Below are 24127 nucleotides of genomic sequence, written 5' to 3'. Positions count from 1 at the left end.
GCCCGAAGCGGCCTAGCCCCGGCCGCCGTGCTGGCGCGGCAACGCCATGGCCCAGCGCGCGAGCACCTGAGGATAGAGACGATGTTCCTCGACCAGCACGCGCGCGGCGAGCGTGTCGGCGGTGTCGCCGGCAAGGATCGGCACGCGCGCCTGGCCGAGCAGTTCGCCGCCGTCGAGCTCTTCGGTGACGACATGGACCGAGCACCCCGCCTCAGCATCGCCCGCGGCGATCGCGCGCGCGTGCGTGTCGAGCCCCTTGTACTTTGGCAGCAGCGAGGGGTGGATGTTGACGATCCGGTCGCGCCAGTCGGCGACGAAACGATCCGAGAGCAGCCGCATATAGCCCGCAAGCGCGATCATCTCGACATCGTGCGCGCGCAATGCCGCATCGATGCGCGCCTCATACTCGGCCTTGGGCATGCCCTTGGGCGACTGGGCGAAGGTGGGGATGCCCCGCTCCGCCGCCCAGGCGAGCCCCGCCGCCTGGGGCTTGTCGCTGGCGACGAGCACGACGGCATAGGGGCAATCGGGCGCGCGTGCGGCCTCGACCAGCGACGCCATGTTCGACCCGCGCCCCGAAATGAGCACGCCGACGCGACGGCGCGCCGCCGCCGGATCAGCCGCCGGATCAGCCATGGTGCGTGGCCGACCAGTCCGCGCGCGCGCTCCACGTCTCGCCCGATCCGAACACGGTGCAGCCGCGTTCGCCCGCCACGATCTCGCCGATAGTGAACACCGTCTCGCCGGCGGCGGTGAGCGCCTCGGCAAGCTCGGCCGCATGTTCGGGGCGAACCGCGGCGACCATGCCGATGCCGCAATTGAAGGTGCGCGCCATTTCCTCGGGCTCGATATTGCCCTGTGCCTGGAGGAACGCCATCAGCCGCGGCAACGGCCAGCTGCCCGCGTCGATCCGGGCATGGCATCCCGCCGGGAGGACGCGCGGAACGTTTTCGAGCAGCCCGCCGCCGGTGATGTGCGCGAGCCCGCGGATCAGCCCCTTGCGGAGCGACGGCAACAGGCTGGCGACATAGATGCGCGTCGGCGCCATCAGCGCGTCGATGAGCAGCACGTCCTGATCGAACAGCGCGGGGCGATCGAGCTTCCACGCCTTGTCCGCCGCGAGGCGACGCACGAGCGAGAAGCCGTTCGAATGTACGCCCGTCGAGCCCATGCCGAGCAGGATGTCGCCCGGGCGGATCGTGCCGCCGTCGAGCAGTTGCTCGCGCTCGACCGCACCCACGCAGAAGCCCGCAAGGTCATAGTCGCCCGCGGCATACATGCCGGGCATTTCGGCGGTTTCGCCGCCGATCAGCGCGCAGCCCGCCTGACGGCAGCCTTCGGCGATGCCCGCGATGACGCGTTCGGCGACCCCGGCGTCGAGCTTGCCGCTGGCATAATAGTCGAGGAAGAACAGGGGTTCGGCCCCCTGAACGACCAGATCGTTGGCGCACATCGCGACGAGGTCGATCCCGACCCCGTCGTGCCGGTCATGCTCGATCGCGAGCTTGAGCTTGGTTCCCACGCCGTCATTGGCGGCGACGAGCAGCGGATCCTTGAACCCGGCGGCGCGAGGATCGAACACCCCCCCGAACCCGCCGAGATCGGCATCGGCACCCGGACGGCGCGTGGAACGGGCGAGCGGGGCGATCGCGCGCACCAGCGCGTTGCCCGCCGCGATCGAGACGCCCGCCTGGGCGTAGGTATAGGCTTTCGGATCGGTCATGGCCGAACCGCCTAGCCACAACGCGCTTGGATTTCCACGCCCGCTTCGCCAAAAGAGCGCCCGCATGCATCGGAAACGGCTTTTCCTCTCCATCGGCGCGGCCGGCGCGCTCGTTCTCGCGGGCGGCGCGGGGGTTACGCTTGCCGAAGGGCAGGGGGGCGCCGCCGCCGATTCGGCCGGCAGTTTCGAGGTGACGGGCGTGACCGTCGACGTCAAAGGGCGCGATGCCGAGAGTGCGCGGCTGGGCGGATGGCGGATCGCGCAGCGCAAGGGATGGCAGATGCTGTCGCAGCGGCTGACCGGCGAGAAATCGGACCTTTCCGACTCGGCGATCGATTCGCTGGTGAGCGGCGTCGTGATCGAACAGGAACAGATCGGGCCGACGCGTTACATCGCCCGGCTGGGCATCCAGTTCGATCGCGCGCGCGCCGGCGCGATCCTGGGCGTTTCGACTCAGATGACGCGATCGGTGCCGACGCTGCTGGTGCCGCTGGAATTTTCGGGCGGGACGGGCCGCGTATTCGAGCGCGAGACCGCCTGGGCGCGCGCATGGAACCGCTTTCGCGCGACGAGCAGCACGATCGACTATGTCCGGCTGCGCGGCAACGGCGCCGATTCGCTGCTGGTCAACGCGGGGCAGACGCTGCGCCGCGGCCGCAACTGGTGGCGCACGGTGCTCGACCAATATGGCGCGAGCGACATGGTCGTCGCCGAGGTGCAGTTGCGCCGCGACTATCCCGGCGGTCCGGTCGTCGGGCTGTTCGCGGCAACGCACGGCCCCGATCGCACGCCGATCACGCATTTCGCGCTGCGGGTCGAATCGGCGGATGCGATCGATTCGCTGTACGATACCGCGATCCAGCGCATCGACGCGGCATTCCAGACCGCGCTTGCCGACGGCCGGCTGCGTCCCGACCGGATGCTCGCCACGCGCCCGCCCGCGCCCAAGCCCGTCGTCGACCCGGCGGCCGAAGCCGCGGCCGCAGCGGCGGCCGAGGGCGCGGCGGGCACGGTGGCGACGATCACCGTCCAAGTCGAGACGCCGAACGCCGCCGCGGTCAATGCTTCCGAAAGCGCGCTGCGCGCCACGCCGGGGGTGCGGTCGGCGGTCACGTCGAGCCTCGCGCTCGGCGGCATCTCGGTCGTCCGCGTCGCATTCGAGGGCAATATCGGCGCGTTGCGTTCGGCGCTCGAGGCGCGGGGCTGGCAGGTTCAGGAGGGCGCGGGGGTGCTGCGCATCCGCCGGCCCGGCGGTGGCGGCAGCGCGAGCAGCAGCGGCGAGGCGCGCGCGCCCGCAGCATCGGGCAGCGGCGGCGCGGGCCGTGCCGGGGGCGCGGCGCCGGCGCCGGGCGCATCGCCGCCGCCCATTCCGCGCCCGTCCGGAACGTCGCGCAACCCATGAGCCAGCTTCGCCTGCCCCTCGGGCTTCCCGAGGCGCATGAGAACGAATTCCTCGTCAGCGATTCGAACGCTCGTGCGGTCCATCAGCTTGAACATTGGGGGAGCTGGCCGGTGCGGGCGGCGCTGCTCGTCGGCCCGCGCAAGTCGGGGCGCAGCCTGCTCGCGCGCATCTTTGCCGCCAAGACCGGCGCCGAGGTGATCGACGATGCCGAGCGCCAGAGCGAGACGGCGATCTTCCACGCCTGGAACCGCGCGCAGCACGAGCATCACCCGCTGCTGATCGTCGCGGACGCGCCGCCGCCGCGCTGGGAGGTCCGGCTGCCCGATCTCCGGTCGCGACTGGCGGCGTCGCCGCTGCTCGAAATCGGCGTGCCCGACGACGCGCTGATCCCGCAATTGCTCGAACGCGCCTTTGCCCGGCATCTGCTCCACGCCAAACCCGAGCTGCTTGCGTGGATCGCCCGTCGGATCGAGCGCAGCCATGTCGCCATCCTGCGCGCCGCCGACGTGCTGGAGGCGGCGGGGCGCGACCGGCTGACGCTTCCCGTGGTGCGCGAGGCGCTGGAACGTGCTGGCTTGCTGGCGCCCGGACGCGATAAGGAACCCGCATGACGACGCCCGTCCCGCAATCCGCCGCTGCCGAGCCCGCTTCGGGTTCGCGCTATTTCAACCGCGAACTGAGCTGGCTCGCCTTCAACCGGCGCGTGATGGAGGAGGCGTGCAACCCGGCGCATCCGCTGCTCGAGCGGCTGCGCTTCCTGTCGATTTCGGGCACCAATTTCGACGAGTTCTTCATGGTGCGCGTCGCGGGGCTGATGGGGCAGCAGCTCCAGCGGGTCGAGGCGCGATCGGCAGACGGGCTGACCCCGGGGCAGCAGCTCGCGGCAATTTCGGCGGAGGCCGAGTCGCTCGCCGACGCGCAGCAGAGCGTGTGGGGCGACATCCGCGCGCAACTGGCGGCGGTGGGCATCCATGTGCTCGAGGCGGCGGCGATCAGCGGCGAGACCGAGGCGTGGCTGATCCACCATTTCCGCGAGCAGATCTTCCCGATCCTGACGCCGCAGGCGCTGGACCCCGCGCATCCGTTCCCGTTCATCCCGAACCAGGGATCGAGCGTGATCTTCGACCTGGTGCGGCGATCGGACATGGAGCCGATCCGCGAGCTGGTGCTGCTCCCGACGACGCTGCCGCGTTTCGTCCGGCTGCCCGGGCAGCCGGCGCGCTATGTCGCGGTCGACACGCTGATCAAGCGGTTCTCGCACCTGCTGTTTCCCGGATACGATGTGCGCGGGGCGGCGGCGTTTCGCGTGCTGCGCGACAGCGACATCGAGATCGAGGAAGAGGCCGAGGACCTGGTGCTCACCTTCCGCTCGGCGATCAAGCGCCGCCGCCGGGGCCGCGTCATCCGCCTCGAGATGGAGGAGTCGATCGACCCCGAGCTCGAGGCGGTGCTCAAGGAAGAGCTGGGCGGCAGCGACGCGCTGCTGACCGAGAAGGGCGGGTTCCTGGGGATCGGCGACCTCAGTTCGCTGGTCGACGAGGATCGGCCCGACCTGAAATTCACCCCCTATTCGCCGCGGTTCCCCGAGCGCATCCGCGAATATGGCGGCGACTGCTTCGCGGCGATCCGCGCCAAGGACATCGTCGTCCACCACCCCTATGAAAGCTTCGACGTCGTGCTTTCGTTCCTGGGGCAGGCCGCGGCCGACCCCGATGTGGTGGCGATCAAGCAGACGCTCTATCGCGCAGGCAAGCAGCCGGCGGTGATCAACGCGCTGATCGCGGCGGCCGAGGCCGGCAAGTCGGTGACGGCGGTGGTCGAGCTGAAGGCGCGGTTCGACGAGGAGCAGAACCTGTACTGGGCGACCGCGCTGGAGCGCGCGGGCGTGCAGGTCGTGTATGGCTTCATCGACTGGAAGACGCACGCCAAGGTGTCGATGGTGGTACGGCGCGAGGGCGGCGCGTATCGCACCTATTGCCACTTCGGGACGGGCAATTATCACCCGATCACGGCGCGGATCTACACCGATCTCAGCTTCTTTACCGCCGACCCCCGGGTGGGTCGCGATGCGGCGCAGATCTTCAACTATGTCACCGGCTATGTCGAGCCGCAGGAGCTCGAGCTGCTGGGGATCAGCCCGCGCGACCTGCGCGAGCGGCTGGTGGCGCTGATCGACGCCGAGATCGGACATGCCCGGGCCGGGCGACCGGGGGCGATCTGGGCGAAGATGAACTCGCTGGTCGATCCGGCGGTGATCGAGAAGCTGTACGAGGCGAGCAACGCGGGCGTCGAGATCGACCTGATCGTGCGGGGCATCTGTTGCCTGCGCCCCGGCGTACCGGGGATGTCGGACAATATCCGCGTCAAGTCGATCGTCGGGCGCTTTCTGGAGCATAGCCGCATCTGGGCATTCGGCGACGGCCAGGCGCTTCCCAACGACAAGGCGAAGCTGTTCATTTCCTCCGCCGACTGGATGCCGCGCAATTTCGACCGGCGCGTCGAGTTCATGCTGCCGATCCTCAACAAGACCGTGCACGACCAGGTGCTCGACCAGGTGATGGTCGCCAACCTGCTCGACAACGAGCAGAGCTGGCAGTTGCAGCCCGACGGCCGCTATGTCCGGATGGTTCCCGGCGAGGAGCGGTTCAACCTTCACCGCTATTTCATGACCAACCCCTCGCTCTCCGGCCGCGGGGCGGCGAGCGAGGCGCGCAAGCCGGTGCCGAAACTATCGCTCAAGCGTCGGCGTTCCTCGGCCAAGGAGCGCTGAACTTGACCATGTCCACCCTTCGGTCCGCGCGCCCGGCGCGCGGCGCTGCCGCGCACGATCCGCGCGTCGCGATCATCGACATCGGATCCAATTCGGTGCGGCTGGTCGTCTATCAGGGACCGGCGCGGCTGCCGGCGGTGCTGTTCAACGAAAAGGTGATGGCCGGGCTGGGGCGTTCGCTCGCCCAGAGCGGCGCGATCGAGACCGCCGCGCTCCACATGGCGGCATCCGCGCTCGCGCGGTTCGCGCTGCTGGCCCGCGAGATGCGCGTCGACGAGCTGCGCGTCGTGGCGACGGCCGCGGTCCGCGACGCGTCGAACGGCCAGCAGCTTGTCGACGCCGCCGCCAGGCTGGGCCTTGAGGTCGAGGTGCTGAGCGGCGGCGAGGAGGCAAGCGCCGCCGGAATGGGCGTCATCTCGGCAATTCCCGACGCCGACGGCATCGTCGGCGATCTGGGCGGCGGCAGCCTCGAACTGGTGCGCGTGGTCGCGGGCACCGTTACCGACCGGGCGTCCTTCCCGCTGGGCGTGCTGCGCGTCCCCGGGATTCGCGGCGCGGGGAAGGGCGCGCTCGACGCCAAGGTCGGCGAACTGCTGGCGCGCAGCGGATGGAAGGATCGCGGCCGCGACCTGCCATTCTACCTCGTCGGCGGATCGTGGCGCGCGCTCGCGCGGCTCGACATGCACCGGACCGGCTATCCGTTGCCCGTCGTCCACCAATATACGCTTCCCAACGGCCATCTCGGCGAGCTGCAGCGATTGCTCGCCGATACGCCGCGCGGCGCGCTCAAGGCGGTTCCCGACCTGTCGAGCGCGCGCATTCCGCAACTGGGCGACGCGGCCGCGCTGCTGGAGGTCGTGCTGCGCCACCTCGGCGCAACGCGGGCGGTCGCTTCGGCCTATGGCCTGCGCGAAGGGCTGCTCTATCAGCGGCTGAGCCCGGAGCAGCGGCTCGAGGACCCGCTGATCGCGGCCGCACGCGATGAGGGGGCGCGCGCCGGACGGTTTCCCGAGCATGGCGACCTGCTCGACAACTGGGTCGCACCGCTTTTCGCCGAGGATCCGCCCGAACTCGCGCGGCTGCGCCATGCGGCCTGCCTGCTCGCCGATGTGGGCTGGCGCGCCAATCCCGAGTTCCGCGCGGAACGGGGCATGGAGATCGCGCTCCACGGCAACTGGGTGGCGATCGACGCCGCCGGGCGCGCCGTCGTCGCGCAGGCGCTGTTCACCTCGCTGGGCGGGGGAACGGGAACCCCTGCGCCGCTCAGCCGGCTTGCCGATGCACCGTTGCTGACGCGTGCCCGGCAATGGGGGCTGGCGATGCGGCTGGGCCAGCGATTGAGCGCCGGGGTCGCCGAGCCGCTGCGCCGTTCGCGGCTGTCGCTGGGCGACGGCAAGCTGGCGCTCGCGCTCAAGGGGCGCGACGCGGCGCTGTACGGCGATGCCGTCGAGAAGCGGCACAAGGCGCTCGCCGCGGCAATGGGCGCCGCACCGGTATTGTCGATCTAGCCCGACGAACGATCAGCGATGCGGAACGGCAGGAAAGGCCCGACCGTATCGAGAGCTCCGTTTCGGCCGGAGGTGAAAATTCTTCACCATTGACGGCGGTTGGCGTCTCCGAGCGTTTTCAGCACGTGCCGCCAGCCTTGGACAGGAAGGCGCGTGCCAAGAGCGGGCGCTTTGCGTTCACGACCCGGAGCCGGCGCGGCCGGCCCCGACCGGTTCAGCCGCAATGCGCGCGGACGATCCGCTCGTTGCGATCGACGACGAGGTTGAGCCGGTCACCCCGATAATCCATCGTCACCGCCATGCCCGGCCGGATCACGCGCACCGTCGCCGCATGCGCCTCGCGCTTTGCGAACGCGATCGTCGGCGCATCGGCGACGCGATCGAGCAACGGTGTGCGCCCGACCTGGCAGGCCCCCGGCACGGACGGCGAATATGGCGATGCGGGCGCCGTCGATGCGACCGGCGGCGCCGGGGGATGGCCGCGCGGGATGCAACCGGCAATAAGGGCCGCCGGGACCAGTGCCGCCGCGGTCAGGATGCCGCCGGGTTGCCGCCTCACTGCGGATCCTCGGCGCGGGTCATCTTGAGCTTGCCGTTACGCACCGTGAAGCCGAGCTGCCCCTCGACCAGCGCGACCGCATCGCGACCGAACTGTTCGTATCGCCAGCCCTGAAGCACCTGGATCGATTCGCGCTGGCCGGCGGCAAGCGCCTCCAGATCCTCCGAGCGGGCGAGGAGGCGCGGCGCGACGTTGATTTCCTTGGCGCGGATCTTGAGCAGCAGCTTGAGCAGGTCGGCAACCAGCGCCCCGTCCTTGCCGACCGACGGCTTGCGATCGTCGCGCGCCGGCATTTCGGCAGGCGAAAGCGGCGTCGCTTCGGCGATCGCGGCCATCAGCCGGCCGCCGATATCGTTGCCGCCCCACGATGCCGAAAGGCCGCGCACGCGGGCGAGATCGGCCTGGCGCTGCGGCGGGTTGCCCGCGAGGTCGGCGAGCGTCTCGTCCTTGACGATGCGGCCGCGTGGCAGATCCTTGCCCTGTGCCTCGAGTTCGCGCCAGCGCGCGAGCGCCTTGAGCCGCCCGAGCACTTCGGGCTTGCGGCTGGAGATGCGGACCCGCTGCCACGCGAGGTCGGGATCGTTGCGATAGTTGGCGGGATCGCCGAGCCGCTCCATCTCCTCGTCGAGCCAGGCGCCGCGACCGGTCTTGCGCAGCTTGTCGAGCATCTTCGGGAAGATCTTCGACAGGTGCGTCACGTCGGCGATCGCATAGTCGATCTGGCGCTTGTCGAGCGGCCGGCGGCTCCAGTCGGTGAAGCGCGCGCCCTTGTCGATCGTGAACCCCAGATAGGTGTCGACGAGGTTCGAATAGCCGATCTGTTCGCCCTGACCGAGCGCCATTGCCGCGATCTGGGTATCGAACAGGGGGAAGGGCGTCTTGCCCGTCAGGTTGTAGACGATCTCGATATCCTGCCCGCCGGCGTGAAAGACCTTCAGCACCGCATCGTTTTCGACCAGCAGATCGAGCAGCGGGCCAAGATCGATCCCGGGCATCTTGGGGTCGATCGCAGCCGCTTCCTGGTCGTTGGCGACCTGGATCAGGCAGAGTTCGGGCCAGTAGCTGTTCTCGCGCATGAACTCGGTGTCGACGGTGACATAGTCCGACTGCGCAAGGCGGCTGCAAAGATTGGCGAGGGCGGTGTTGTCCTCGATCAGACCGTGGATGTGCATCGGCGTGCCATATACCCGTCCGCGCGGGTTGACAAAGCGGGTGTTGAGGGGAAAGCGCAGCGACCTGTCCCGTTCAACGTGCCATGCCGGCGCGGACGGACCCGATGCGCCGATCGCGTGCGGGATCGTTTGCCGGAAGGCCGCCAGAAAGAAGAAGATGATGCACGCCTATCGCACGCACAACTGCGCCGAGCTTCGCGCCGAAAATGTCGGTCAGGAAGTCCGCCTGTCGGGCTGGGTGCACCGCAAGCGCGACCATGGCGACCTGGTCTTTGTCGATCTGCGCGACCATCATGGCATCACCCAGATCGTCACCGACGTGAGCGGCCCGGCCTTTGCCGCGATCGAATCGCTGAAGAGCGAGTCGGTCATCACGGTGACGGGCACCGTGGTGGCACGCGATCCGAGCGTGGTGAACCCCAACCTGCCGACCGGCGCGATCGAGGTGCGTGCGGCCGAAGTGACCGTCCAGTCCGCGGCGGCCGAACTGCCGATGCCGGTGTTCGGCGATGCCGAATATCCGGAGGAAATCCGCCTTCGCTATCGCTACCTCGACCTGCGCCGCGAGAAGGTTCACAAGAACATCATGCTGCGCGCGCAGGTGATCGCGAGCCTGCGCCGCCGGATGATCGACCAGGGCTTCACCGAGTTCCAGACGCCGATCCTCACCGCGTCGAGCCCCGAGGGCGCGCGCGACTATCTCGTCCCCAGCCGCGTCCATCCGGGCAAGTTCTATGCGCTCCCGCAGGCACCGCAGATGTTCAAGCAGCTGCTGATGGTCGCCGGCTTCGACCGCTACTTCCAGATCGCGCCCTGCTTCCGCGACGAGGACGCGCGTGCCGATCGTTCGCCGGGCGAATTCTACCAGCTCGATTTCGAGATGAGCTTCGTGACGCAGGACGACGTGTTCGCCGCGATCGAGCCGGTGCTGCACGGCGTGTTCGAGGAGTTCGCGAACTGGGAGGGCATGGGCCGCACCGTCAGCCCGCTGCCGTTCAAGCGCATCCCGTACCGCGAATCGATGCTCAAGTACGGCAACGACAAGCCCGACCTGCGCAACCCGTTGCTGATCACCGACGTGTCGGACTTCTTCAAGGGTTCGGGCTTCGGCCGCTTCGCCTCGATCGTCGAGGGCGGCGACGTCGTCCGCGCAATCCCGGCGCCGAACACGCACGAGAAGAGCCGCAAGTTCTTCGACGACATGAACAACTGGGCGCAGAGCGAGGGCTTCCCGGGCCTGGGCTATGCGACGCAGAAGGACGGCGTGTTCGGCGGTCCGATCGCCAACAACCATGGCCAGGACGGCATGAAGGCGATTGCCGAAGCGATGGGCCTGGGCCCGAACGACGGCATCTTCTTCGCCGCCGGCAAGGAAGCGCAGGCGGCCAAGCTCGCGGGCCTGGCGCGCACCCGCGTCGGCGAGCAGCTGGGGCTGATCGACAAGAAGCGGTTCGAGTTCTGCTGGATCGTCGACTTCCCGATGTTCGAATATGACGAGGACGCGAAGAAGGTCGATTTCAGCCACAACCCCTTCTCGATGCCGCAGGGCGAGTTGGAGGCGCTGGAGACCAAGGATCCGCTCGACATCCTCGCCTATCAGTACGACATCGTGTGCAACGGCATCGAGCTGTCGTCGGGCGCGATCCGGAACCACCGTCCCGACATCATGTACAAGGCGTTCGAGATCGCGGGTTATAGCCGCGAGGACGTCGACACGAACTTTGCGGGCATGATCAACGCGTTCAAATATGGCGCGCCGCCGCACGGCGGCTCGGCACCGGGCGTGGACCGCATCGTCATGCTGCTCGCCGACGAGCCGAACATCCGCGAGGTCATCACCTTCCCGATGACGCAGAAGGCCGAGGACCTGATGATGGGCGCGCCGTCGACGGTGAGCGACAAGCAGCTCAAGGAGCTGCACATCCGCCTTGCGCCCGGCGTCGGCGCCTGACGCGATGGGCATCAACCTGAGCGATTTCGAGGCCGGTCGTCCGTTCGAGGGAGACTATGCCAAGGCGCTCAGGAAGCTGCAGCTTCGGCTGGCGCGCATCCACTTCGCGCACATCGTCCATCGCCGCCGCGCGCTGATCCTTTTCGAGGGATGGGACGCGGCGGGGAAGGGCGGGGTCATCCGCCGACTGACGGCCGAGTGGGAGCCGCGCTATTTCCGCGTCTGGCCGATTGCGGCGCCGAGCGCGGAGGAAAGCGCGCACCATTTCCTGTGGCGCTTCTGGACGCGGCTGCCCGCCGACCAGCAGATCGCGCTGTTCGATCGCAGCTGGTACGGACGCGTGCTGGTCGAGCGGGTCGAGCGCTTTGCCACCGAAGCCGAGTGGCAGCGCGCCTATGACGAGATCAACGCGTTCGAAGCGCAGCAGGCGGACAGCGGGACCACCATCGTCAAGCTGTTCCTCCACATCACCCAGGCGACGCAGGACGCGCGGTTGCGCGAGCGGCTGGAAAATCCGTGGAAGCGGTGGAAGACCGGGCTCGAGGATTATCGGAACCGGGCGAGTCGCGCCGCGTATCTGACCGCGATGCACGACATGTTCCGCAAGACCAGCACGCGGCAGGCGCCGTGGATCGTCGTCGACGGCAACAACAAGCAGGCCGCGCGCATCGCGGCGCTGACCGCGATTGCCGACCGGCTGGAGGCGAATGTGCCGATGGCGCCTCCCGAGCTCGACCCGGAACTGGAGAAGGTGGCGCGGCGCGCGCTCGGGCTCTGAGCTCGGTCGGTGAGGCGGTCGTTCAGGCGGCGGTGAAGCTGCCGTCGGCGCCCATCACGTGCAGCGCGCCGTCGGCGATCGCGAAATAGGCACCGTGCAGCCGCAGCTTGCCCGCCGCCTCGCGCTCGGCGACGAAGGGGAAGCTGCGCAGGTTGGCGAGCGACACGCGCACCGTTTCGAGCTCGAGCGCCTTGATCGCATCGCGGCCGTCGCCATGCGATGCAACGACGCGGTCGCGGGCATCGTCGAGCATGTCGACCCAGTGCGCGATGAAGCCGCCCTGGCCGTTGGGCGCATCCGCAAAGCGCCGTGTCAGCGCGGCATGGACGCCGCCGCACGCGCCGTGCCCCAGCACGACGATTTCGGGCACCTCGAGCTGCGTCACCGCGAATTCGAGCGCCGCCGACACGCCGTGACGCCCGCCGCCGGTTTCGAACGGCGGCACCAGGTTGGCGACGTTGCGGACGACGAAGATCTCGCCCGGCGACGTGTCGAAGATCTGCGCCGGATCGACTCGGCTGTCGGAACAGGCGATCACCATCACCTTGGGGCTTTGCCCCTGCGACAGTTCCTCCCAGCGCTCGTGCTGCGCGCGATACCCCGTGGTGCGAAAGCGGCGATAGCCGGCGAGCAGGTCGCGGAAGTCGGTCATGGGCGCGCCTTTTACGCCAACGCGGCCGCTTGTGAACCCGCTTTCCCGGGCGAGGCCGTCCCGGCGTCGGCGGGTTGTTGTACCGGAGCGTCGGCCTCGCTATCTGGCACGCATGAACGATGTCACCCCGCTCGCCCGCCCCGAACGTTCGCGCAAGCCCGACTGGATTCGCGTGAAGGCGCCGACTTCGACCGGCTTTGCCCAGACCAAGGCGCTGATGCGCTCGAAGAACCTGGCGACGGTGTGCGAAGAGGCAGCGTGTCCGAACATCGGCGAGTGCTGGTCGCGCAAGCATGCGACGGTGATGATCCTGGGCGACACCTGCACGCGCGCGTGCGCGTTCTGCAACGTCAAGACGGGCATGCCGCGTGCGGTCGACCCGATGGAACCGCAGCACGTCGCCGACGTCGCAGTGCAGATGGGGCTGGAACACATCGTCATCACCTCGGTCGACCGTGACGACCTGCCCGACGGCGGCGCCGGCCAGTTCGTCAAGGTGATCCGGGCGCTGCGCGAGCAGGCACCCGACACGACGATCGAGATCCTGACCCCCGATTTCCGCAACAAGCACGAGCGCGCGCTGGAAGCGATCGTCGAGGCGCGGCCGGACGTGTTCAACCACAATCTTGAGACCGTCCCGAGGCTGTATCCGACGATCCGCCCGGGCGCGCGCTATTACGCGTCGCTGCGCCTGCTGGAGACGGTGAAGAAGCTCGACCCGTCGATCTTCACCAAGTCGGGGATCATGCTGGGCCTGGGCGAGCAGCGGCTCGAGGTCCATCAGGTGATGGACGACATGCGATCGGCCGATATCGATTTCCTGACGATGGGTCAGTATCTCCAGCCGACGCCGAAGCACGCCAAGGTGGCCGAGTTCGTCAAGCCCGATGCCTTCCAGGCCTATGGCGCGATCGCGCGGGCGAAGGGCTTCCTGCTGGTCGCGTCGTCGCCGCTTACCCGGTCGAGCTACCACGCCGGCGACGACTTCCAGAAGCTGCGGGCGGCGCGCGAAGCAAAGCTTGCCAAGGCCGCCAAGCCCGCCTGATGCCGAAGCACAGCGAGACCCGGCAGCTTCCCTATACGCCGGAGCAGATGTTCGACATGGTGGCCGATGTCGCGCGCTACCCCGAGTTCCTGCCTTGGGTCAGCGCGATCCGGGTTCGCTCGAACAGCGACACCGAGATGGTCGCCGACATGATCGTCGGGTTCAAGGGGCTGCGCGAGACCTTCACGTCGAAGGTCGGCAAGCTGCGCCCCGAGCGGATCCATGTCGACTATGTCGACGGGCCGCTGAAGTTCCTGCACAACGACTGGAGCTTCCGCCCCGACGGACAGGGCGGCTGCCTGGTCGACTTCACGGTCGACTTCGCGTTCAAGAACCGCGTGTTCGAGATGCTGGCAGGGCAGGTCTTTGACCGTGCCCTGCGCAAGATGATCGGTGCGTTCGAGACGCGCGCTGCCGCGCTTTACGCTTCCGGCGAATCCTGAGGTTCTTCCGCCTCGGGTGTCTCGGGCGCCTCGGCCTCGGGTTCGGCCGGCATAAGCAGATCGAGCGCACAGAGCGCCGCCTGGAGGCGAACGCCGCCGCGCCCGTTATTGTCGAACTGCCGCGCGTCGGCCACGACGTTCTGCGGATCGGCACCGCGCTCCGCCTGGGCAAAGACCACCGTGCCGACCGGCTTCTTCTCGCTCCCGCCCTCGGGGCCCGCAATCCCGGTAATCGCCACCGCGACGTCGGCGTCCGAATTTTCGAGCACGCCCTGCGCCATCCGCCAGGCCACCGCGATCGACACCGCGCCGAAGGTCTCGAGCACATCGGTGCTGACCTTGAGCACCGCGTGCTTGGCCTCGTTCGAATAGGTGACGAACCCGGCTTCGAACACGTCGGACGAGCCGGGGATTTCGGTGAGCGCCGCCGAGACGAGCCCGCCGGTGCAGCTTTCCGCCACCGCGATCTTGCGGCCGGCGGCACGGTTTGCGTCGAGCACCTTGCGCGCTGCGGCGATGAGTTCGGGGGGGAGAAGGGTGTCCATCATTTCAATTTGCCATATTGCATAAGGGAAACGGGCCTTTGTCGTCCTTTTTCGAGCCGAGCTCGAGGATGAGGACGATCAGCCCGGTGAAATTTTCGGGCGGCAGCGGATCGAGCAGCGCCGCAGCACGATCGATCTTGCCGCAATCGCGCGGTTTGATTTCCTTGGCGAGCATGGGCGGCACCAGCGCGTCAGCCACCGCGGCAAAGGTTGCCTCGTCGACCTTCGCCCCGGTGATCTTGCCCATCGCCTGCGCCGCCAGCGGCAACGACGCCAATGCCGGCGCCCGGTAGCGCTCGATCAACGCATCACCGTTGACGCGCAGATAGGCCGTTGCAGGGAGATTTTCGGCGCAGCGGTCGCGCAACGATCCGAGCAGTCCCGGCGCGAGTGCGGTCATCAGTCCCTGCGCCTCGGCACGATACAGGCACGGCGCATCCTTGGCGACGGCAAGCGTCGTCGCCGCCTGCGCACCGCTGGCGCCCAGCGCCATCCATGCGGCCGCGGCTGCGGCGACCCCCTTCATCATGCCTGTTTCTCCGGAATTCTGATCGTCGCGATGGCCTGTGCGGCCATGCCCTCGCCCCGGCCGGTGAAGCCGAGCCGCTCGGTCGTCGTTGCCTTGACGCTAACGCGTTCCGGGTCCAGCCGCAACAGCCCGGCGATGCTCGCCTGGATGGCGTCGCGGTGCGGACCGATCTTGGGCGCTTCGCAGATGAGCGTCAGGTCAACGAAATCGATCACCCCGCCGCGCCGTGCGACCAGACCGGCGGCATGTTCGAGAAAACGTGCCGACGCTGCCCCGCGCCATTGCGGGTCGCTGGGAGGAAAGTGCATGCCGATGTCGCCGGCGGCGATCGTGCCGAGCAGCGCGTCGGTGATCGCATGCAGCGCGACATCGGCATCGCTGTGACCGGCGAGCCCGCGCGACGAGGGAATCCGGACCCCGCCCAGCCACAACGGTTCGCCATCGGCAAAGCGGTGGACGTCGAAACCCTGCGCCGTCCGCACCTGCATCGTCGTCGCGGCACGCGCCTCGGCAGCCGCGAAATCGGCGGGAAGGGTGATCTTTTCGAGCATCGGATCTCCTGCAACCAGCGCGACGCGGCCGCCATCGGCGCGGACCATCTGTGCATCGTCGGTCGCCTCGCGGCCGTCGGGCCAGTTACGGTGCGCGTCGAGGATGCGCCGCAACGCGAAGGCCTGCGGCGTCTGGACGCGACACAGCCCGTCGCGCGCGACGGTTTCGCCCATCGCCCCGTCGGCACGTACCAGCGTGTCGGCAACCGGAAGCGCCGGGATCGCGCCGTCGTGCGTGGAGAGCGCGGCCAGCAGATCGTCAATGACGCGCGGCGGGACGAAAGGCCGGGCCGCGTCGTGGATCAGCACGGCGCCGTCGGCGCCGGCAGACGCCAGCGCCTCGAGGCCGTTGCGAACCGATTCGCGGCGCGTCGCACCGCCGATAACATACGGAACCTCGCCCAGCGCATCGAAGAGCGCGGATTCCTGACCGGCACCGACCACCACCAGCACGCGCCCGATCGACGGATGCGCGGAAAAGGCGGCATGGCTGTGCGCGAGGAGCGGACGCCCCGCAACGATGGCGAACTGCTTGGGTATGCCGCCCCCGGCCCGGACTCCCCGGCCGGCAGCGACGATCAGCGCAGCGTGAATTGCTTGCCCCATGGTCGCGCGCCCTAGCGGGAGACTCCGCGCTTGCCAATCCGCCCTTGCGGCACTAGGCGTTCGTGCCTATTTTTCAGGCATTCTCATGAGCGAACTCGCCCCCATCCAGATCGGCCCCGTGCGGATCGACGCCCCCGTGTTGCTCGCGCCGATGACCGGCGTGACCGACCTGCCGTTCCGCCGCTGCGTGCGCCGCTATGGTTCGGGCCTCAATGTCACCGAGATGATCGCGAGCGCCGCGGCGATCCGCGAGACGCGCCAGTCGGTCCAGAAGGCGGCATGGGATCCGATCGAGGAGCCGGTCTCGATGCAACTCGTCGGCTGCACGCCGCACGAAATGGGCGAGGCGGCCAAGCTCAACGAGGATCGCGGTGCGGCCATCATCGACATCAACATGGGTTGCCCGGTACGCAAGGTGACCAATGGCGATGCCGGGTCGGCGCTGATGCGTGACCTGAAGCATGCGGCCGCGATCATCGACGCTTGCGTGAAGGCCGTGAAGGTTCCCGTGACGCTCAAGATGCGGATGGGTTGGGACCATGACAGCCTGAATGCGCCCGAACTGGCACGCATCGCCGAGGATCTGGGCATTCGCCTGGTGACGGTGCACGGCCGCACGCGCAACCAGATGTACAAGGGCAGCGCCGACTGGGCATTCATCCGCCGGGTCAAGGACGCCGTTTCGATCCCGGTGATCGCCAATGGCGATATCTGCAATGTCGAGGATGCCCGCGAGGCGCTGCGCCAGTCGGGCGCCGACGGCGTGATGATCGGCCGCGGGGCCTATGGCAAGCCGTGGGTGCTTCGGCAGGTGATGGATGCGTTGACCGGGAAGGGCGAACGTGCCGAGCCGACGCTGGAGGAGCAGTATCGCGTCGTCGTCGAGCATTATGTCGATACGCTCGGTCATTATGGCGACGAAGTCGGCGTCAACATGATGCGCAAGCATATCGGCTGGTACACCAAGGGACTGCCCGGGTCGGCGGAGTTCCGGAACAAGGTGAACCAGGTCGCCGATCCGCGCCGCGTGCTCGAAATGCTCGACGCGTTCTACGCTCCGTGGCGGGCGCGCGAAGCAGCGTGACCGCGGCCGCGCCGGAGGCCGGCAGCCCCGGCTTTGCCGAATTGTTCGCCGCGTTGCCGCTGGCGGTGCTGGTGATCGACCCCGCGGGCTGCGTGGCCCATGCCAATGCCGCGTGCGAACTGCTGCTCAACCAGAGCGAGAGCGCGATGCTCGATCGTCCGTTCGACGCGGTGCTTCGCGTGCCCGAACTGCGCGCCAGCCGCAGCGACGGCCATGCCTTTTCGGCATTCGACATCGAGGTCGAATCGAGTCGCGGGGTTCGCGCACGCGTCGATCTGGTCGAAACGCAGGTGGCCGACCATCCCGGCTGGCGGATCGTGACGCTGCACCATGCGCCGCAGTCGCGCCGCGTGGCGCAAGGGGCTGACCGGACCGCGGGGGCCCGCGCCGCGGTGGGCGCGGCGGCGATGCTGGCGCACGAGATCAAGAACCCGCTGGCCGGCATCCGCGGGGCCGCGCAACTCCTCGCGGCAGGGGGGCAGGATGCCGAACTGACCGAACTCATCACGACCGAGGTCGATCGCGTCGCGGCGCTGATCGACCGGATGCAGGATTTCACCGATACGCGACCGCCCCGGCTCCAGCCGACCAATGTCCATGCGCTGCTGGGCCACGCCCGCCGCGTTGCGCAGGCCGGGTTCGCGCGCGCGATCATGGTCGAGGAGCGGTTCGACCCCTCGCTTCCCGAAGTGCTGATCGATCCCGACGCGTTTCTCCAGGTGCTGCTCAACCTCATCAAGAACGCCGCGGAGGCGCTGGGGGATATGGCGGGACCGCGGATCGTGCTGACCACCGCCTATCGACACGGGATGTCGGTGAGCGGCGGTGCCGGCCAGCCGCGCCGCCCGCTGCCGATCGAGATCCAGGTGATCGACAACGGCCCCGGTGCCCCGGCCGACATCGCCGATCACCTTTTCGAGCCGTTCGTCACCTCGAAGCCCGAGGGCAAGGGGCTGGGATTACCGCTGGTGGAGAAGCTGGTGCGCGACATGGGCGGCATCGTGCAATATGCGCGCGAGCGCGATCCGGATCAGACCGTGTTCCGTATCCTGTTGCCGAGGGCGGCATGAACGGAACCGTCCTCGTCGTCGATGACGACCACGCCATCCGGACGGTGGTGGGCGCTGCGCTGCGCCGCGCGGGCCACCGCGTCGTGACTGCGGCCAGTGTCGCGGAAATGCGCCGTGCGATCGCGGCGGGCGTTCCCGACGTGCTCGTTACCGACGTGGTCCTTCCCGACGGCAACGGGCTTGACGGCATTCCGGCACTGCTTGCCGAGCATCCCGCACTGCCGATCATCGTCTTTTCGGCGCAGAATACGCTCGCGACCGCGGTGCGCGCGACCGAGGTGGGCGCGTTCGACTATCTGCCGAAGCCCTTCGATCTCGACGTGCTTGCCCGCGCGGTGAACAGCGCGATCGCGCGCGGCCAGGCACGGCCGGCCGATACGCCCGAACCCGATGCGGGGGGCGGGGGCCATGCGCTGATCGGCCGGTCGCCGGCGATGCAGCAGGTCTATCGCGTCATCGCGCGCGTGGTCGCGAACGACCTGACCGTGCTTGTCACCGGCGAGTCGGGAACGGGCAAGGAACTGGTCGCCCGTGCGATCCACGACATGGGACCACGGCGCCACGCTCCGTTCATCGCGCTGAACATGGCCGCGATCCCGCGTGAACTGATCGAGGCCGAGCTGTTCGGCCATGAGCGAGGCGCCTTTACCGGGGCGCAGGCACGCGTCGCGGGCAAGTTCGAGCAGGCCGCCGGCGGAACGCTGTTCCTCGACGAAATCGGCGATATGCCGATGGATGCGCAGACCCGGCTGCTTCGCGTGCTCCAGTCGGGCGAGTTCACCACCGTCGGGGGCGCTCGCCCGATCCGCGTCGACGTGCGGATCGTCGCCGCCACCAACAAGGATCTGGCGTTGCTCGTCCAGGGCGGCCAGTTTCGCGAGGATCTATTCTATCGCCTCAACGTCGTGCCGATCGCGCTGCCGGCGTTGCGCGAACGGCGCGAGGACGTGGCGCTGCTTGCCCGGCATTTCCTTGAACGCGCGGTGGCGCACGGGCTGCCGCGCAAGTCGCTGGCGCCCGACGCGGTCGCGGTGCTCGAAGCGCACGACTGGCCCGGCAACGTCCGCGAGCTGGAAAACCTGATGCGCCGGATCGCCGCACTCAGCCGTGACGAATGGATCGACGCCGATACGATCCGGGGCGCGATGGGCGCGGCACGAAGCGCAGCGGCCGGCCCGGCGCCCGATGCGGGTATCGAGGCGGCGGTCCGCGCCCGGCTCGAACGGATCGCGATCGAGGAGCCGCGCGCGCTCGACGACGGCACGCTTTATGACCGGATCATCGGCGAGGTCGAGCGGCCCCTGATCGAGGCGATGCTGGCGCGGCACGGCGGCAATCAGTTGCGGGCCGCCCGTGCGCTTGGCATCAACCGGAACACGCTGCGCAAGCGGCTGGATACCCTGGGGATCGATCTTTCGACCGCATGAGACGGCAGTGCCGAATAGCGACAGATTGATGCAGATTCTGTGTTCTTTCGGCCACTATCTCGTTGTATCGTTGCAACGATGGACCGTGCAGCCGCCGAGCCAATAGCTTCAGCAGTCCCGCGCCGATGGCGGTTCGGGGTGACTGCCGCGATCGAGCTCGGCGTGCTGGCTGCCTTTGTCGCCGCGCTGATCGCGTCGATCTGGTATATCCACAACGAGGACATTGCCGGGCGGTTGCTGAGCCCGGGGGTGACGGCGTTGCTGCTGCTCATCAACCTGGCCCCCTCGGTGGCGTTGATCGTGCTCGTCGGGCGGCGGATCGCGCGGTATCGGGTGGCCAAGACGGCGCTGGCCGGCGGCGGCCAGTTGCATGTGCGGCTTGTCGCGATGTTCTCGCTGATCGCCAGCGTGCCGATCGTGCTGACCGTGATCGCGGCGTCGGTGATGTTCCAGTCCGGTGTCCAGTTGTGGGGATCGGAACGTGCGCGCACGGCATTCGAATCGGCGATGGCGCTGGCGCATGAGGGCCAGCAGGTCGTGTCCGAACGATGGACGGCCGAAGCGCGGGCGATGGCGGCCGACCTGCTGCGCTATTTCCCCGAATTGCCGCGGCAATCGCCGGAGTTGAACAGCTGGTTCCTCCAGCAGACCTATAATCGAAATCTCTATCACTCGGTGATGTTCCAGGTCGTCAGCGGGAAGACGATCGAGCCGCTCTATGCCTATGAGCAACCCGATGCGCGCGAATTCGCGGCGCGGGTGAATGGACAGATCCTCAATGTCCTGAACGAGAACCAGAAAACCTATATCAACTTCAACGAGAAACAGATCTGGGTCGTCACCCCTGTCGATCGCGCGCGGAACATCTTTCTCTATGTCGCGACGCCCGTGAACGCCGATTTCCTGATGAGCCAGACGAGTTCGGCGCGCGATATCGTGCGCGATTACGAGACGCTGCGCGCGCGGGCACGGTCGCTCCAGGTGAAGTTCATCGCCGCGCTATACGGCGTCGCGCTGCTGATCGTCGGTTGCGCCATGTGGGTCGCGATCCTTGTCGCCGACCGGCTGGTGCGGCCGATCGACCGGCTTGTCGCGGCATCGCGCGACGTTTCCGAAGGCAATTTCACGGTACGCGTCCCACAGCCCGAACAGGTCGACGAGATCGGCACGCTGGGAATCGCGTTCAACAGCATGACCGAGCGGCTGCAACAGCAGACCGAGGCGCTGGTCAGTCGCAACGCGCTGATCGAGGCGGTGATGTCGGGCGTTTCCGCAGGCGTCATTTCGATCGGCGCGGAGCGGCAGGTGCGCCTGATCAACGCGTCTGCGAAAGCGCTGCTGCATCCCGACACGGCCGATCCGCTGGGCCAACCGCTGAGCGTCGTCGCGCCCGAGCTCGACGCGATGCTGGCAAGCGGCGCGCGCGAGGGTGTGGTCCAGATCACGGCAGGCGGCGAGACGCGCACGCTGGCGGTCAAGATCACCTCGGACGAGGGCGGGCAGGTGCTCTCCTTCGACGATATCACGCAGCAATTGACCGATCAGCGCCGCGCCGCCTGGGCCGATGTTGCCCGCCGGATCGCGCACGAGATCAAGAACCCGCTGACGCCGATCCAGCTTGCCGCGGAACGGCTTCAGCGTCGTTATGGCAAGCAGGTCGACAGCAGCGACGGCGTGTTCGCGCGGCTGACCGACACGATCGTTCGCCAGGTCGCCGATCTTCGCCGGATGGTCGACGAGTTCTCGTCCTTCGCCCGCATGCCCAAGCCGGTGTTCCGGCGCGAATCGCTGATCGACATGGCGCGCCAGGCGCTGTTCCTCCACGAGGTCGCGCATCCGGGGGTCCGTTTCGAGCTGGATGCGCCCGACAGCGTCGAACCGTTCGTGTGCGATCGCCGCCAGATCGGGCAGGCGCTGACCAATATCGTCAAGAATGCGGTCGAGGCGATCGAGGCCCGACAGGAGACCGAGTCGTCGCCCGGCGCCATCACGATGACGATCACGCCCGAGCCGCAGTCGAACCGGCTGTTGCTGACGGTTGCGGACAACGGCATCGGCCTTCCCGTCGAACGCGACCGCATCGTCGAGCCCTATATGACCACCCGCAGTCGCGGCACCGGGCTGGGGCTGGCGATCGTCAAGAAGATCGTCGAGGAACATTGCGGGACGATCGGATTTGCCGACCGCCCCGGCGGCGGCACCGTCGTGACGCTGTGCTTTGACACGCATCAGCTTTCCCGCCTGGCGGAGCAGGAGGGCGATGCCGCGCCCGCCGAGCCCCGGCCAACCGCGCTCACCCGAACCGGACAAGTGAAATGAGCCTGGATATTCTGGTCGTCGACGACGAACGCGACATCCGCGAGCTGGTCGCGGGGGTGCTCGAGGACGAAGGTTATTCGACGCGTACCGCCGCAGACAGCGACTCGGCGCTTGATGCCATCGCCGATCGGCGGCCCAGCCTGGTGCTGCTCGACGTATGGTTACAGGGCTCGCGGCTCGACGGGCTCGACCTGCTCGACGAGATCAAGCAGCGCGACCCGTCGATCCCCGTGCTGGTCATCTCGGGGCACGGCAACCTCGATACCGCCGTCGCGGCGATCCGGCGCGGCGCCGCCGACTTCATCGAAAAGCCGTTCGAGGCGGAGCGGCTGTTGTGGCTGGTCGAACGCGCGACCGAAACCGAAAGGTTGCGGCGCGAGGTGGCGTCGCTTCGTGCGACCCTGGGGCGCGAGGACGACCTGACCGGCAATTCGGCGGCGATCAACGGCGTTCGGGCAACGCTGAAGCGCGTCGCGGCGACCGGTAGCCGCGTGCTCGTCACCGGCGGGGCGGGCGTGGGCAAGGAGGTCGCCGCCCGGCTGCTGCACGCGTGGAGCCATCGGGCAGGCGCACCCTTCATCATCGTCAGCGCCGCCCGCATGACCCCCGAGCGGGTCGACGAGGAATTGTTCGGCGTGGAGGAGGGGGGGGACCTGGTGCGTCCCGGCCTGCTCGAACAGGCGCATGGCGGCACGCTGTTCCTCGACGAGATCGCCGATATGCCGATCGCGACGCAGGCGCGCATCCTGCGCGTGCTGACCGACCAGAGCTTCAACCGCGTCGGCGGCACACGTCAGGTCAAGGTCGACGTCCGCGTCGTCTCGGCCACGTCGCGCGATTTGCAGGTCGAGATCGCCGAAGGGCGGTTCCGCGAGGATCTCTATTATCGGCTCAATGTCGTCCCGGTCGCGATCCCGCCGCTTGCCCAGCGTCGTGAGGACATTCCGGCGCTCGTCGAATATTTCGTGGCGCATTATGCCGCCGAGCGGCGCGTGCCGACGCCCGAAGTCGCCGCCGATGCGATGGTCGCGCTGCAGAGCTATGAATGGCCGGGCAATGTCCGTCAGCTGCGCAACGTCGTCGAGCGCACGGTGATCCTGGCGCCGGGCGACCGTATCGGCCGGATCGACATCGACCTGTTGCCGCCCGAGGTGCTGGGGAGCCAGCGCGAGGAGGGGAACGGCATCGGGGCGAGTGCGATCATGGGCGCGCCGCTGAAGGAAGCGCGCGAGACGTTCGAGCGCGAGTATCTGCGCGTTCAGATCCGCCGCTTCTCCGGCAACATCTCGAGAACCGCCAACTTCATCGGGATGGAACGGTCGGCACTCCATCGCAAGCTCAAGCTGCTGGGCATTACCGAAACCCGCGAGGATTAAGCGTTGGACGACGCGCATCGGACGCCGTACAATGTTGCGGCGCGTCATGGTGGCGCGGCATTCTGACGCCGGAAAACGGCGCAACGCGGGACAGATCCCGCCAAGAAAAGAAGGAACGTACCCAATGGCTGAGAAGCAGACCTCGCTTCAGGACTTGTTCCTCAACACGCTGCGGCGCTCGAAAGTCCCTGTCACGATGTTCCTCGTGAAGGGCGTGAAGCTGCAGGGCATCGTTACCTGGTTCGACAATTTCTCGGTGCTGTTGCGCCGCGACGGTCAGTCGCAACTGATCTACAAGCACGCCATTTCCACGATCATGCCCGCGGGGCCGATCGACCTGCCCAGCCTGCTGCTCGCGGCCGGCGATCACCAGCAGAAGAACCCGGTGCTCCAGGAGATTTTCCTCAACGCGGTTCGCCGTCAGCAGGAAAACGTCACCATGTTCCTCGTCAACGGCGTGATGCTCCAGGGGCAGATCGCGGCGTTCGACCTGTTTTGCATGCTGCTTCAGCGTGAAGGTTCGGCGCAGCTCGTCTACAAGCACGCCGTCTCGACGATCCAGCCGGCGCATCCGCTCAATCTTTCCGAGGAAACGACCGCCGGCGACGGCGATTGAT

22 protein-coding genes are annotated in these 24127 nt (G+C 68.0%); 14 read left to right on the top strand and 8 right to left on the bottom strand.

The features are described from left to right. Positions 1-12 precede the first annotated feature (12 nt). Together purN and purM are read right to left on the bottom strand one after the other, a co-directional pair. On the bottom strand, positions 13-636 hold the full coding sequence (gene purN, locus ACT3CF_RS09755) for a phosphoribosylglycinamide formyltransferase (protein ID WP_478422269.1): 624 nt from the start codon (positions 634-636) through the stop codon (positions 13-15). Then, positions 629-1723, bottom strand: coding sequence for a phosphoribosylformylglycinamidine cyclo-ligase (gene purM, locus ACT3CF_RS09750; RefSeq protein WP_478422267.1), 1095 nt, complete (start codon positions 1721-1723; stop codon positions 629-631). Before purM ends, purN begins: the two co-directional genes overlap by 8 nt. A gap of 64 nt (positions 1724-1787) precedes the next feature. Between purM and ACT3CF_RS09745 the strand changes: the two genes are divergently transcribed. Genes ACT3CF_RS09745 through ACT3CF_RS09730 form a run of 4 tightly spaced genes read left to right on the top strand, consistent with a single transcriptional unit; the run spans position 1788 to position 7403 of the window. After that, positions 1788-3125 carry a heavy-metal-associated domain-containing protein gene (locus tag ACT3CF_RS09745; RefSeq protein ID WP_478422265.1) on the top strand — a complete coding sequence of 446 codons (1338 nt, stop codon included), beginning with the start codon at positions 1788-1790 and terminating at the stop codon, positions 3123-3125. Beyond that, positions 3122-3736: a P-loop NTPase family protein gene (locus ACT3CF_RS09740; RefSeq protein WP_478422263.1), complete on the top strand. Its 615-nt coding sequence runs from the start codon at positions 3122-3124 to the stop codon at positions 3734-3736. Before ACT3CF_RS09745 ends, ACT3CF_RS09740 begins: the two co-directional genes overlap by 4 nt. Beyond that, complete coding sequence (locus tag ACT3CF_RS09735; RefSeq protein ID WP_478422261.1) at positions 3733-5895, top strand: RNA degradosome polyphosphate kinase; 2163 nt, start codon at positions 3733-3735, stop codon at positions 5893-5895. Before ACT3CF_RS09740 ends, ACT3CF_RS09735 begins: the two co-directional genes overlap by 4 nt. 8 nt (positions 5896-5903) lie before the next feature. Next, a complete protein-coding gene (locus tag ACT3CF_RS09730) occupies positions 5904-7403 on the top strand; it encodes a Ppx/GppA phosphatase family protein (RefSeq protein WP_478422806.1) in 1500 nt (499 codons plus the stop codon). Positions 7404-7617: 214 nt separating this feature from the next. Here ACT3CF_RS09730 and ACT3CF_RS09725 read toward each other — a convergent pair whose 3' ends face one another. Then, complete coding sequence (locus ACT3CF_RS09725; RefSeq protein ID WP_478422259.1) at positions 7618-7791, bottom strand: I78 family peptidase inhibitor; 174 nt, start codon at positions 7789-7791, stop codon at positions 7618-7620. A 167-nt stretch (positions 7792-7958) separates the two neighbouring features. Next, complete coding sequence (gene rnd, locus ACT3CF_RS09720) at positions 7959-9134, bottom strand: ribonuclease D (protein ID WP_478422257.1); 1176 nt, start codon at positions 9132-9134, stop codon at positions 7959-7961. 160 nt (positions 9135-9294) lie between these two features. Here rnd and aspS point away from each other — a divergent pair, with 160 nt between their 5' ends. After that, positions 9295-11085 carry an aspartate--tRNA ligase gene (gene aspS, locus ACT3CF_RS09715; protein WP_478422255.1) on the top strand — a complete coding sequence of 597 codons (1791 nt, stop codon included), beginning with the start codon at positions 9295-9297 and terminating at the stop codon, positions 11083-11085. A 4-nt stretch (positions 11086-11089) separates the two neighbouring features. After that, entirely contained in the window at positions 11090-11863 is a 774-nt protein-coding gene (locus ACT3CF_RS09710; RefSeq protein ID WP_478422253.1) for a polyphosphate kinase 2 family protein, read from the top strand. Between the two features lie 22 nt (positions 11864-11885). Here the strand turns inward: ACT3CF_RS09710 and ACT3CF_RS09705 are convergent, their stop codons facing one another. Next, the gene (locus tag ACT3CF_RS09705; RefSeq protein ID WP_478422251.1) at positions 11886-12515 is read right to left on the bottom strand and encodes a carbonic anhydrase; all 630 of its coding nucleotides are present in this window, start codon (positions 12513-12515) and stop codon (positions 11886-11888) included. Between the two features lie 112 nt (positions 12516-12627). On the opposite strand from ACT3CF_RS09705, the gene lipA reads away from it, so the two are divergent. Both lipA and ACT3CF_RS09695 read left to right on the top strand, forming a co-directional pair. After that, positions 12628-13560, top strand: a complete 933-nt coding sequence (lipA, locus tag ACT3CF_RS09700; RefSeq protein WP_478422249.1) for a lipoyl synthase — start codon at positions 12628-12630, stop codon at positions 13558-13560. Continuing rightward, positions 13560-14003 (top strand): type II toxin-antitoxin system RatA family toxin, encoded by a 444-nt coding sequence (locus tag ACT3CF_RS09695; protein ID WP_478422247.1) that lies wholly within the window; start codon positions 13560-13562, stop codon positions 14001-14003. Before lipA ends, ACT3CF_RS09695 begins: the two co-directional genes overlap by 1 nt. On the opposite strand, the gene ACT3CF_RS09690 is transcribed toward ACT3CF_RS09695, so the two are convergent. From ACT3CF_RS09690 to ACT3CF_RS09680, 3 genes are read right to left on the bottom strand one after another with little or no spacing between them, the layout of a single operon-like run. Next, positions 13982-14548: a CinA family protein gene (locus tag ACT3CF_RS09690; protein ID WP_478422804.1), complete on the bottom strand. Its 567-nt coding sequence runs from the start codon at positions 14546-14548 to the stop codon at positions 13982-13984. The genes ACT3CF_RS09695 and ACT3CF_RS09690 overlap by 22 nt on opposite strands. Before the next feature lie 4 nt (positions 14549-14552). After that, positions 14553-15077: a hypothetical protein gene (locus ACT3CF_RS09685; protein WP_478422245.1), complete on the bottom strand. Its 525-nt coding sequence runs from the start codon at positions 15075-15077 to the stop codon at positions 14553-14555. After that, positions 15074-16234: a bifunctional 2-C-methyl-D-erythritol 4-phosphate cytidylyltransferase/2-C-methyl-D-erythritol 2,4-cyclodiphosphate synthase gene (locus tag ACT3CF_RS09680; protein ID WP_478422243.1), complete on the bottom strand. Its 1161-nt coding sequence runs from the start codon at positions 16232-16234 to the stop codon at positions 15074-15076. Before ACT3CF_RS09680 ends, ACT3CF_RS09685 begins: the two co-directional genes overlap by 4 nt. Positions 16235-16319: 85 nt before the next feature. Between ACT3CF_RS09680 and dusB the strand changes: the two genes are divergently transcribed. The 6 genes from dusB (at position 16320) to hfq (ending at position 24126) form a co-directional block, all read left to right on the top strand. Beyond that, positions 16320-17318: a tRNA dihydrouridine synthase DusB gene (gene dusB, locus ACT3CF_RS09675; RefSeq protein WP_478422241.1), complete on the top strand. Its 999-nt coding sequence runs from the start codon at positions 16320-16322 to the stop codon at positions 17316-17318. Beyond that, the gene (locus ACT3CF_RS09670; protein ID WP_478422239.1) at positions 17315-18388 is read left to right on the top strand and encodes a two-component system sensor histidine kinase NtrB; all 1074 of its coding nucleotides are present in this window, start codon (positions 17315-17317) and stop codon (positions 18386-18388) included. Before dusB ends, ACT3CF_RS09670 begins: the two co-directional genes overlap by 4 nt. Continuing rightward, positions 18385-19815, top strand: coding sequence for a nitrogen regulation protein NR(I) (ntrC, locus tag ACT3CF_RS09665; protein WP_478422237.1), 1431 nt, complete (start codon positions 18385-18387; stop codon positions 19813-19815). The genes ACT3CF_RS09670 and ntrC overlap by 4 nt, the downstream gene beginning before the upstream one ends. A gap of 138 nt (positions 19816-19953) precedes the next feature. Next, positions 19954-22134: a sensor histidine kinase NtrY-like gene (locus ACT3CF_RS09660; protein ID WP_478422235.1), complete on the top strand. Its 2181-nt coding sequence runs from the start codon at positions 19954-19956 to the stop codon at positions 22132-22134. After that, entirely contained in the window at positions 22131-23510 is a 1380-nt protein-coding gene (ntrX, locus tag ACT3CF_RS09655) for a nitrogen assimilation response regulator NtrX (RefSeq protein ID WP_478422233.1), read from the top strand. Before ACT3CF_RS09660 ends, ntrX begins: the two co-directional genes overlap by 4 nt. Positions 23511-23541: 31 nt before the next feature. Beyond that, positions 23542-24126 (top strand): RNA chaperone Hfq, encoded by a 585-nt coding sequence (hfq, locus tag ACT3CF_RS09650; protein ID WP_478422231.1) that lies wholly within the window; start codon positions 23542-23544, stop codon positions 24124-24126. Position 24127 lies beyond the last annotated feature (1 nt).

This window comes from Sphingomonas chlorellae, from assembly GCF_056485145.1.
This window is presented reverse-complemented; position numbering and strand designations above follow the sequence as displayed.